6 protein-coding genes and 1 pseudogene are annotated in these 11,999 nt (G+C 40.1%); 1 reads left to right on the top strand and 6 read right to left on the bottom strand.

Going from position 1 to position 11,999, the window contains the following annotated elements; all coding sequences use genetic code 11:
- The 6 genes from ACEW8U_RS22325 to trxA form a co-directional block, all read right to left on the bottom strand.
- Positions 1-3,792 (bottom strand): MBG domain-containing protein (locus tag ACEW8U_RS22325; RefSeq protein ID WP_373524272.1); only part of this gene is annotated, 3,792 nt, incomplete at its 3' end.
- Positions 3,793-4,269: 477 nt separating this feature from the next.
- Complete coding sequence (locus ACEW8U_RS22320; RefSeq protein ID WP_373524271.1) at positions 4,270-5,511, bottom strand: helix-turn-helix domain-containing protein; 1,242 nt, start codon at positions 5,509-5,511, stop codon at positions 4,270-4,272.
- A gap of 458 nt (positions 5,512-5,969) precedes the next feature.
- Positions 5,970-6,461 carry a DUF6691 family protein gene (locus ACEW8U_RS22315; protein ID WP_373524270.1) on the bottom strand — a complete coding sequence of 164 codons (492 nt, stop codon included), beginning with the start codon at positions 6,459-6,461 and terminating at the stop codon, positions 5,970-5,972.
- A 12-nt stretch (positions 6,462-6,473) separates the two neighbouring features.
- The gene (locus ACEW8U_RS22310) at positions 6,474-7,055 is read right to left on the bottom strand and encodes a YeeE/YedE family protein (protein ID WP_373524269.1); all 582 of its coding nucleotides are present in this window, start codon (positions 7,053-7,055) and stop codon (positions 6,474-6,476) included.
- A gap of 238 nt (positions 7,056-7,293) precedes the next feature.
- The gene (locus ACEW8U_RS22305; RefSeq protein ID WP_373524268.1) at positions 7,294-8,715 is read right to left on the bottom strand and encodes a rhodanese-like domain-containing protein; all 1,422 of its coding nucleotides are present in this window, start codon (positions 8,713-8,715) and stop codon (positions 7,294-7,296) included.
- 78 nt (positions 8,716-8,793) lie between these two features.
- Positions 8,794-9,114 (bottom strand): thioredoxin, encoded by a 321-nt coding sequence (gene trxA / locus ACEW8U_RS22300; protein WP_373524267.1) that lies wholly within the window; start codon positions 9,112-9,114, stop codon positions 8,794-8,796.
- A gap of 147 nt (positions 9,115-9,261) precedes the next feature.
- On the opposite strand from trxA, the pseudogene ACEW8U_RS22295 reads away from it, so the two are divergent.
- A pseudogene (locus ACEW8U_RS22295) lies at positions 9,262-11,999 on the top strand (DUF2723 domain-containing protein); the annotation flags it as partial.

Below are 11,999 nucleotides of genomic sequence, written 5' to 3'. Positions count from 1 at the left end.
TGTTGCAGTAGTTGCAATGCCTGGTTCTATTGCGGCTTGTGTATCACCGTTGACCAAACCTGTGTAATTGAAGGTCAATGCCGGATTGGCTTCGCCGTAGACTTTGGATTTGTCTTCCGCTGTGATCGTCAAGGCAGCTTGCGTTACTTTAAGTTCACCTGCAATCAACGTGATGTCATAATTTGCATCTACTCCACCTGTTAAGGTAATTGGATAAGTTCCAACATTTGAACTTGCCGTAACAGTTGTTGCAATGCTTGGTTCTGTAGCTACCTTTTCGTCTCCATTGACCAAACCTGTATAAGTAAAGGATAACGTTGGAATTGCTTCGCCGTATGTTTTCGATTTGTTCTCAGCTGTGATGGTTACTGCTTTCTGATCAACAGTCAATGTTCCATTAACCAAAGTGATATTATAATTCGCATCCGAGCCACCAGCTAAAGTAATTGGGTAGTTTCCAACATTCGAGCTTGCCGTAGCCGTTGTTGCGATGCTTGGTTCGGTGCTCACTTTCGAGTCACCGTTGACCAGGCCTTCGTATGTGAAGGTTAGCGTTGGATTCGCCTGACCATAGACTTTAGATTTATCCTCTGCTGCCACAGTCAAGGTTGCCTGCGTGATCGCAAAATCTGCACCCGTGAAGGAAATCGTGTAGTTGTCTCCAGCGGTTAAATTGCCTTGGTTGATGGCGTAGTTGCCTACGTTTTCGCCCTCGTCTCTGGTGAGTGCTCCACTTAGAACAGATTCTGTGTCTTCATTGGCATAGCCAGTTGCCAGGTAAGTATAAGTCGGATCAGCCTGACCGTAAACCTTGCTATGGTTTTCGTTGGCCGTTACAGTCATGGTTGCCTTCGTGATCGCAAAGTCTGCACCCGTGAAGGAAATCGTGTAGTTGTCTCCAGCGGTTAAGCTGCCTCGGTTGATGACGTAGTTGCCTACATTTTCACCAGTCACTCTTGCAAGCGTGCCAGTAAATGCATCTTCTCCAACCAACTCGCCTGCGGTAAGCGTGTAAGTAAAGCTTGGGTCAGTCTCTCCGTACACCTTGCTCTGACCTGAATTCACAGTGATATTTAGAGTTTTCTCCGTAATCGCAAAGCCCGCTCCAGTAAAGTTGATGGAATAGTTGTCCCCTGCACTTAAAGTACCTTGATTGATCGAATAGTTTCCCACATTCTCTCCAGGTGCTCTTGCCAAAGCTCCTGTTAATATGCTTTCATCGTCTCCACCTTCAAAGCCGGTAGCCGTGAAAGTAAAGCTGGGGTCGGCTTCTCCGTACACCTTACTTTGATTAGGAGTTACAGTAATTGTCAGGGCCTTAGTTGTAATTTCACCGTCATTTACCACATAAGTAGCTGGTGCCTTGTAATTTACTGGGCGACTTACTGAGATTTGACACCCCATATTGGCGGCTGTCCCTTGGTTAGTCCATAAGCCTTGTTTAGCATTATAAGATGCAGTTTGTTGACCGCTTCCAGTCACAGTCCACCGTTTCGCTTGCGGACCGTTCGAAGCTTGGGACACAACTAACCAGTATTGAGTTCCAGAGACTAAAGAGTAGGTGTTATCCAAGCTGGTGACTTCAATAAAAGAGTCCGTATTGGTAGTTGTATTGTTGACTGTTAGAGATGACCAATCCAAGGTTTTCAGCAACGCGAGACTGGAGGTGGGCGTCGTTCCACTACCGCTCCACAGCTCCAAATTGAAAGCACCAGACTGCCCATTTCTCAAATATAAGTTCAGCTTGATGTTGGAGATGGGCCCACTTTCATCTGCTGTGAACTGCTGCGCCCAACGGCTAATATTCGCGTAAGTCTTATCGTTGGATTCCGCTCCACCTCCCGGAGAGAGATTGTTTAGTACCGCCGTCTGAGGGTTTGCGTCTGAACCACCCAGCGTATAGACTACCGTAACCGCCTTACCGGTACCCACATTGGCATTATCGTAACTGGCCACCGCAGTCATGGTAATATCGTCGCCCAGGGATACTCCATTCAGCGCTCCAGCCGTAACCGCCGCACTTGTGGTGCCATCGTAGGCTTTCGTTTTGGTTAAGATCGGATCGGAGATGGTCAGTTCCTTCATCGTTATATCAAATACCGAGGAAATCGCCGAGGTGAGTCCGGTCGATGTGGCACTCAGGGTATACCCTTCGCCAACCTTGTTGATACTCAATCCGGAGAACGTGGCCAGACCAGTATCCGCATTAACGGTCGCTGTTCCAGACAATGTTCCGCTTCCAGCGTTATTAGCAATAGACAGGTTCACCGAGGTGGTGTTGTTGGTTACCCGGTTGCCATTCGCATCCAAAATCTCGACAGTAATCACACCCGTCGATGACCCAATCACCGCGTTCTGAGGTTGTGCCAAGAAGGCAAGCTGTGTGGCAGCACCTACACCTGTTGAGGTAAAGGTCAGTGGCGAGCCGGTCAAACCAGTGCTGCTGGCTGTCAGCGTATTCATACCCGCAGTAGAACCCAGAGTCCAGCTGCCTACCGTCGCTATACCGCTTGCATCGGAAGTCGCTGTCCCACCCGTAATACTACCTCCGCCTGAGGCCACGGTGAAGGTTACTGATACGCCGGATACCGGATTGCTATTCGCATCCGTTACCAATACACTTGGGACTATAGAAACTTCAGATCCTGCTGTGGTGGATTGATTGTCTCCACCATTAATTGACATTGTTGTAGCTGGAGCACTTACTATTAAATCCCACTGTGTCCCGGTAGGATTTGTTAATGTCCAAATTTTTTCCCCAAAAACACCACTTGTACCAGAAATAATATTACTTGCGTTAATTCCACTTAAAACTGCAGTGTAAGTACCGTAGGGCAAAGTACTTGCTGGATCAATAGCAAAATTTAAGGTTGAAGTACCAGGATTTGTAAATGTAATTTTACCAGTTTTAGAACCATCTATATAGACAAAGTAATTAGTTGGTAGGTTTCCATTAAAATTAAAGTTACTTTGAGAATTATATAAATTGGTCACCGCAGTACCTGAAATACTTCTGGTAGAATTATTGTTATTAATTACTCCATAATTTTTTAAAGTTGTTATAGTTGCGGAAGAACCATTTATTGCAGCAAGGTCACTTCTGCAATTTCTTATAGTACCATAATTAATTAGAGTTGTAATTGTCCCTCCATGCTCAATCCCAAGTATATTGTTACAATTTGTACCTCCAATTCTTCCCGTTGAATTGTTTGTTAGACTATTAATTGTTGCACCTGAGTAAATCCTAATTGAAGAATAATTTCCTTGTATAGAACCATTATTCACCAAATCCGTCCCAGATGAACCACTATGAAAATGAATAGCCCGATCGGTTCCTGAAATAGATCTAGAAGCATTGTTTGTTAAAGTAATAGGGGAATAAAAATTAATCCCTCCTTTACCACTCATCGTACCATTATTAATAAAATTTGTTTTGACGCTACTATTAAACGCACTCATAATAGCGCCGTTAGTTGATGATCCAACCATAGATCCATTATTCGTAAAATTTGGAAGAACAATAGAAGTACTACTAGAACCTGCAGTAGCTACACTATTTGTATTTGAAAGAGTTACTCCTGCATTAACCACAAAATCTTCACCACCAGCAATCACAACAGTAGAACTAGTGCTTGTTGAAATAACTTGGGCATGAACTGATGTGCAAAAAAAAGTAAGAATGAGAAAGTATAATTTTAGAAATTTACTTAAATCTGGAAACTTTCTAAAACTGATTAATTGTAAAGATCCTAAGACTTGTGGAATTAAATTGAACGTAAATAATTTTTTCATAAACGAATAAGTTTATACGTATACTTTGTTTTTTTATGATCCATTTCTTACAAATCACAACAAAACCAAGTCACTTTTCAACCATTCCATGTTTCATAATCCGATATTGAAACAGACAGTCAGAGAAGTTCCTTTTCAGTTTTATGAAATACAAAAGTGATTTTACAAAACCATGGCGCGGAAATAAAAAAATCAGACCGCGACAGTAAAAAGTAGGTTTTTCTATAATCTAGAGTGAAATAAAAACAAAAATAGGCCAACTTTTCACAGTTGCTCAATGAAAAAAAGGATGAAATTTCTGTGAGCTAGATCTCAGAATAATCGGTCACCGAGCTCAGTTGGTGAGCTTACAGAATTACGCCAAGGTGGAAACACTATAATATTTAGTTATTGGCATCATTGGAGTAATTATAATATTTTATAATTGAATTTTAGGAATATAAAGCTTCAGCTTATAATTGCAATTCCCTTCCTAAATCAAGAAGGGCTTTCCTGAAATTTCTTCCAATACTCAGTGGGGCTGCAACCCTTTTCTTTTTTAAATGAATTGAAAAATGTAGTCCTTGAATTGAAACCTGACATCTCCCCCAAAGCCTCCAAAGTATAATCATCAAGGTATCCTTCTTTTATTTTTAAGATGGCAAAGGCTATCCTATATTGATTCAAAAATTCATTAAAGTTTTTATCAAATTCTCTATTGATAACCAATGAAACCAACTTTGGGGTTACGTTTATACGCTTTGCAAATTGATTCAATGTCAATCCAGTTTCAGTAAAAATCTGCGCCTCTTCCATTTTTGAGATGATCTCGGATTTAATCAATTCTATTTCTTTTTGGGAAAAAGCATCCGGTAGTTCTTTAGAAATCTGAATATTTATTTCAGGTTGGTCTCCGTTTTTTGAGTATGGAATATGGATTTTTTGTTTATCCACATCGACCACCTTTGATTTTTTATTCTCCTTTCGATCGTTAAAAAATTCTGCCCTGAAATTGACAAACAGGTTCAGGCCGAGCAGTCCAAGAAGCGAAATTCTCCTTAAATAATAATTTTCCACTATCAGGTCAAGATTCCCAAAATGTATCATAATCTCAAAAACAGCATAGACAAACTGAAAAATCACCATCCAACCTAAGTTGATCAATACAATTTTAAGATCAAAAATTCGTCTTTGTCCTTTTTTAATGATAAAAATCTCCGGACGCACTTTATTAACAAGGTATAGTGAATAGACAAAATAACCGGTCTGAAGAAAAATCCTGAACAGGTAGTGGAACTGGATTGGAATCAATCCGCCAGCTTCAAAATTAATTTTGGCTTTGTCTGATACTATGTTAGCGGCAAAGACAGATTTAACTTGGGACGATTCGAAGTAAAACGGAAGCAAATCCAATAAGTGGATCAACGCAGGAAGGAAATGAAGCCAATCTCTTTTACTTAATCCCACTGATCCTGAGAGAGAGTTTCTTATAAAAAAGAAGAATAATGGTGCACATAGATACATCAAGGGACTTATAGTCCTCAACAATTCAGGTGCTTCCATAATAAAGCCCGCCTCAAACCAAACAAAGTAAACGGATAGGCAGAAATTGTAAAAAAACAACGACGCATAAAGGAACCTATACCCTGAAATGTTCTTTTCTCTTTTGAAAATCAGGATGAAGCTGTTGAAAGTAGCAACAGCAAGCAACATGATAATAAAGAGTAATTGAAACTTCATAGTTTGGAACTGGCATTGGGTAATTAAAGAAGAATGCCTCTATAGCGTCTTAATGGGAATTTGAATTTAGCCCAAATTCGAATTAAAAAAGGTATTTCTATCGAAATTTCTATATTATTTCAAAGTTATTTAGTTTTATTAATATTAAAATCTCTGTTTTTTATGAAATCCTAAATTAAAAATTATCCAGTAAATATATCTTCCATTATTATTTATATTAAGCTTAGAAATAAGTAACACAATAAAAATCATTGATATGACTATTTCAATTGATCATTATTTTTAAAAAAATTCTTCTTTTTTCACACCAAACAGGAATTCCGAAACAAAAAAGTCAGGGCTCCTAAAAAAATTATCTGCCCCAATCTTTTAATTGGAAAATAAAAAAGCCACTGCCGACAGGCAGTGACTTTCAATTCAATTTTATTTATTCCCGAATTATTTTAGAACTCGAACTTTTAATTTGGAAGCTTATCTGAAAATCTACCATATACCCAAGTCCCTGCAATAGCACTTACCAAGGTGACAGCTATTACTGTAAACCCACTACCTATCTGCGCAAACAATGGTCCCGGACATGCACCCGTCAGGGCCCATCCTAATCCGAAGATAAATCCACCGATGATCTGACCTTTTCTAAATTCCTTTTTTGGAATGACGATCTCCTCACCATGTATGGTTTTGACATTGAACTTCTTAATCAATTGAATGGAGATTAAACCGACCAAAATGGCCGAACCAATGACGCCATACATGAAAAATGATTGTAATCTGAACATTTCCTGAATTCTGAACCATGAAATGATCTCAGCCTTGACGAAAATCAGACCGAAAAACAACCCCACTATCAAATATTTAATCAATCCAAAGCCTGCCTCATGGTCAGCTTTATGATTGGGAGTTCCGCAATCATTTGGATCCTGAGTTTTTTTAATTATTGTAGTTTTCATAGCCGTAAACTGTTAAAATCCAACCAAAGTCATTAATGGTCCCAAAAATGCATGAGTCATCAAAAAGCCTCCTATCATAAAGAAAATCGTGGCTACCATAGATGGCCATTGGAGAGAACTGATTCCCATAATCGCATGTCCGGAAGTACATCCCCCAGCATAGCGAGTTCCGAATCCTACCAGAAAACCTCCTACAACGAAAAAGAGAAGACCCTTTGCGGTAAATAGGTTGGACCAGTTGAATATTTCGGCAGGCATAAGACTGCTAAAATCTGTAACACCCAAAGCAGCCAAATCCTGTTGTGTTGATTCCGCTATGACAATGGCTTCAGGATTGGAAAAGAAGGCAGTAGCCACAAAACCCCCAATCAATATCCCGATTACAAATACTATGTTCCATATTTCCTTTTTCCAATTGTAAGTAAAGAATGGGATATTGGCCGGGACACACATGGCGCAAATATGCCTAAGTGAGGAAGAAATGCCAAAAGATTTATTTCCGATAATCAGTAAGATCGGCACGGTAAGCCCAATTAATGGTCCTGCTACCCACCAAGGCCATGGTTGTTTGACCCATTCAATAAATTGTTCCATATATGTTATGATTGTTTCACTATTTTATTTTTAAAAACCTTATAATCCATTACTAGGGTCAGATTACACATATTCAGTATTAATTTTAGATTATTCTTTAAATTCCGTACTATTTAGTGCTTTTATTTTGATTAGAAGCAATTGCTAAGGAGGTCCATAGGGTTAATCATCAAATAAAAAGCCTCTTATTTCTGACAAATGGCCAACTTGAAGGGACTACTTTTTTCCTACTTGCAATTTATAGCAAAGTTGTAGGGCAAACATAATCGCTGACCTCAAACAGACCTGAATCTTTTATTGCCGTATACCCACCTTTCACATCAATCAGGTTATCATATCCTCTGGCTTTCAGAATGGAACTGAAAACCATGGATCTATATCCTCCTGCGCAATGGACATAGTAGGTTTTATCTTTACTTATTTTTTCCATACTGTCGTTGATGTAATCCAAAGGTGCATTTTCAGCCTCAATGACATGTTCGCTTAAATACTCTGAATTTTTCCTTACATCAAGGATTTTCACATCACCTTCTTTTTCAATGATATTGGCTAATTCTTCGCTAGTGATAGAAGTGATGGCGTCTACTTCCCTGCCATCATTTTTCCAGGATTCGAATCCACCTTTGATGTACCCCATAGCATGGTCATACCCCACCCTTGCCAGTCTGGTAACTACTTCCTCTTCTCTCCCTTCTTCAGCTACAATAAGGATTTCCTGTTTAAGGTCAGGCAACAAAGCACCTACCCATACTGCAAAACTACCATCAATACCGATGTTTATTGAATTGGGGATAAATCCTTTGGCAAATACCTGAGGGTCTCTAGTATCCAAAATCACCGCTCCGGTTTCATTTGCCGCTGCCTCAAATGCCGCAGAGCTCAATGGCCTAATTCCTCTTTCCAATACTTCATCTATGCTGTCGTAGCCTTGGATATTCATTAATACATTTTGTGGGAAATAAGAAGGAGGGGGTGTCAAACCTGTCAGTACTTTCTTTACAAATTCCTCCTTTGTCATTTCCTGAAGCGCATAATTTGTATTCTTTTGGTTACCCAATGTATCTGAAGTTTCTTTACTCATGTTTTTACCACATGCACTACCTGCACCATGAGCGGGATAGACAATGAGATCATCTGCCAATGGCATGATTCTATTTCGCAGGGAATCATAAAGATGCCCTGCCAATTTATCTTGGGTCAGATCAGCAATTACTTTCTGAGCCAAATCCGGTCTTCCAACATCTCCTATAAATAAGGTATCTCCTGTGAATAGTGCTTCTTCTTTACCTTCCTCATTGATCAAAAGGTAGCAGGCACTTTCCATAGTGTGTCCGGGGGTATGGATCAATCGGATTTTTACTTTGCCCAATTGAAACTCCTGACCATCCTCTGCCACTATTGCGTCAAATCCCATTTTCATACCTGTTGGCCCAAAAACTATCGGAGCACCTGTCTTTGCAGACAAATCCTGATGACCTGATACAAAGTCGGCGTGAAAGTGGGTCTCAAAAACATATTTGATTTTCGCGCCCCTTCTCTCTGCCTTTTCGATATAAGGCTGAACTTCTCTTAGTGGGTCAATAACTGCCGCTTCTCCATCAGACTCGATGTAATATGCTCCTTGAGCCAAACATCCGGTATAAATTTGTTCTATTAACATATTTTCTTTTTGATTTTGATTTCGTAAAACTAAACAGGTCATCTTTTATGGAGAATGACTTTTGTTACATTTATAAAATTATACTTTTTGAACCGTTTTTTCCTCAATTACTTTCACCAGTTGATGCGCAGGAACAACACCTGACTGCCTCCACAGAACTTGCCCATTTTGAAACAGGATCAATGTTGGCACACCTCTTACTTGGTATTTACTTGCTGCCAAGGGGTTTTTGTCAACATCAACCTTGATGATTTTGATTTTTTCTCCGACTTGTTTTGCAGTATCCTGTAGAATGGGTTGCATCATTTGACATGGCCCGCACCATGTGGCGAAGAAATCCACCAATACTGGCTTTTCACTGGAAATAAGTTCATTGAATGTTTTCGGTTGTCCGCTCATGATCTAAATAATATTTTAATGTTACAAATTTAAGGACTTATCAAAAGATGCACAGTAATTTTTATCACAATGCCTTAAATGCTGTTAAAATTCCCAACATTTTGGATTTATTGCTTATTTTCGCCCGACACTACTATTTCATAAACAATGCTTGATTATAAAAAGGTCAACAACCTGACCGGTTGGTTGGTTTTTCTGGTTGCTACCACCGTATATATCCTTACCGTTGAAGAGACTGCCAGCTTTTGGGATCCAGGAGAATTTATTGCTGTCTCCTACAAACTTCAGGTTCCCCACCCTCCCGGTGCTCCGTTTTTCCTTTTGATTTATAGGATGTTTGGTTTCCTTGCTATGGGTGACGGCTTGGCAGTGGCTTATTGGATGAATGTAGGCAGTGCAGTTCTCTCCGGTCTAACCATTATGTTTCTATTCTGGTCCATCACCTTATTTGGAAGAAAACTTTTCAATATCTTGAAAGGCCAGGAAAGCAAAGGGCAGACCATTACCTTGATGGGTGCTGGTATAATCGGATCTCTTGTTTACACCTTTACCGATAGTTTTTGGTTTTCTGCCGTTGAGGCGGAAGTATATGCCATGTCTTCATTCTTTACTGCCATTGTGATTTGGGCATTCCTTAAATGGGATGTGATAGAAGATCCCCGAGACGAAAACCGTTGGATGATTTTTATCGCTTACCTAGTAGGACTTTCCATAGGGGTCCACTTGCTGAATTTGGTTACACTACCTGCCTTAGCTTTGGTTTACTATTTTAAAAAGTACCAAAATCCAAACCTAAAAGGAGGAATCATCGCATTGATTATCGGTGGCATTGCTCTGATTATTATCAATAATTTAATTATACCTGGTCTGCCAAGTCTTGCCGGGTCTATAGAAATATTCTTTGTCAATAGCATTGGCCTACCTTTTGGTTCTGGCATTGTGGTTTTCTCTGCCTTGTTTTTAGGATCATTGATTTATGGGATTTTATATTCCATCAAAAAGGAATAAGTGGTACTGAATACGATTTTAGTTTCCTTGACTTTTATATTGATCGGTTATGGTTCTTATGCCATGATTGTAGTGAGGGCAAATCAGGATCCAGTCATCAATGAAAATGCGCCCAAGGATATTATCAGTTACGTATCCTATCTTAAAAGAGAGCAGTATGGTTACAGACCCTTGCTATACGGACAATATTATGACGCCGAATTGGTGGATCAGAAAGAAGGTGCGCCCATTTATCTGAAAGGCAAAGACAAATATGAGATTGTGGATTATTCCACCTCCAACATTTATGACCCGAAAAGGTCAACTATTCTACCCAGGATTTATTCTACGCAGGACCGGCACAAACAACTCTATAGATCCAAATTAGGTCTGCGGGAAGGTGACAAACCAACTTTTGCCGACAATATATATTTTATGTTTGACCATCAGTTGGGACACATGTATTGGAGATATTTTATGTGGAATTTCTCCGGCAGAGAAAGTGATTTCTCCGATGCTCCCTGGTTAGGAATTTCAGATTTCTTTTCAGACAAATTCCCCGATTACATCATAGAAAACAAAGCGCACAACAATTACCTGATGCTTCCACTTATTCTCGGATTGATCGGGCTGATATTTCAAGCCAAAAATGACCCGAAATCCTTCTACATTACCGTGATGTTGTTTTTGATGATGGGCGTAGTCTTGGTACTTTACCTCAACTCCCCACCCGTCGAACCGAGGGAGCGTGATTACATTTATGTTGGATCCTTTTATGCATTTGCCATTTGGATAGGTATAGGAGTGATGGCTTTGGCGCATTGGATAGGCAAATTGAACAAAAATCTGGCTGTTGCGGGAATCATAGCCACCTTGGTGACCTTCCCGATTCCCATACTGATGGCCTCCCAAAACTGGGATGATCATAATCGTCAGGGAAGGTTTTTCTCAGTGGATTCTGCCAGGAATTTCCTTTCATCTTGTGCTCCAAATGCAATTTTGTTTACAGGTGGAGACAATGACACTTTCCCGCTTTGGTATGTGCAGGAGGTGGAAGGATTCAGAACCGATGTGCGGGTAGTTGTATTGAGTTACTTTGATACAGACTGGTATGTGGAGCAAATGGCCCGTCCGGTACATGAATCAGAAGCGTTGCCTTTTTCTTTGAATTACAATAATTTCAAAAAAGGAACCAATGATGTGCTTTATGTGGTGGACAGGGAGGGATTGGACGCCATCTCGGCAAATGAATACCTAAAATTGGTCAAAAATGAAAGCAGTCTTTTGAAGTTGCAAACATCTGGCAGAGCCTCTTACAACATGGTCCCTTCCAGAAACTTAATACTAGATGTCAATCTGCAAAACGTATTCAACCAAGGGCTGATACCTGATGGAATGGAGACCTTGATGACAGAACAGATCAACTTGAGGGTCAAAGGCAACTACCTGACCAAAGGCAGCCTGATGCTCATTGACCTGATCACCAGCAACAATTGGGAAAGGCCTATTTATTTCAATAATACCTCTTTGGCTACAATCGGTATTGATATAGAAGATTATGTGGTTATGGAAGGACTTACCTACAGGTTGCTGCCAGTCAGGAAGCCGCAGGGAATGAGAACCGAACTTGTCAACATTGACCTAGCATACGCTAACATCAAAGAAAAATTTGCTTTCCGGGGAATGGATGATCCCAACAATTACTTTGATGATGAATTCAGACGCTTCACTTCCAACCACAGATCTGCCATCAACTCTGTGGTGATTGCCCTATTGGATGAAGATGACCTAGACAGAGCAGCAGATCTGCTCAAATTCAGTATGGAAGTCATGCCAAACAAAGCCATTCCTTATGACTTGGCAAGCGGTCAATCTGTTCCTTTGCTGTTTGAGGTAGG

Source organism: Aquiflexum sp., assembly GCF_041751335.1.
In the GTDB taxonomy this organism is placed as follows: domain Bacteria; phylum Bacteroidota; class Bacteroidia; order Cytophagales; family Cyclobacteriaceae; genus Aquiflexum.
Note: the sequence above shows the minus strand (reverse complement) of the source record. Positions and strands in the feature narration are given on the sequence as shown.

Excerpts from the sequence above, each read along its gene's own strand:
- ACEW8U_RS22320 (WP_373524271.1), bottom strand. The coding sequence starts at position 5,511 with ATGAAGTTTCAATTACTCTTTATTATCATGTTGCTTGCTGTTGCTACT.
- ACEW8U_RS22315 (WP_373524270.1), bottom strand. The coding sequence starts at position 6,461 with ATGAAAACTACAATAATTAAAAAAACTCAGGATCCAAATGATTGCGGA.
- ACEW8U_RS22310 (WP_373524269.1), bottom strand. The coding sequence starts at position 7,055 with ATGGAACAATTTATTGAATGGGTCAAACAACCATGGCCTTGGTGGGTA.
- ACEW8U_RS22305 (WP_373524268.1), bottom strand. The coding sequence starts at position 8,715 with ATGTTAATAGAACAAATTTATACCGGATGTTTGGCTCAAGGAGCATAT.
- trxA (WP_373524267.1), bottom strand. The coding sequence starts at position 9,114 with ATGAGCGGACAACCGAAAACATTCAATGAACTTATTTCCAGTGAAAAG.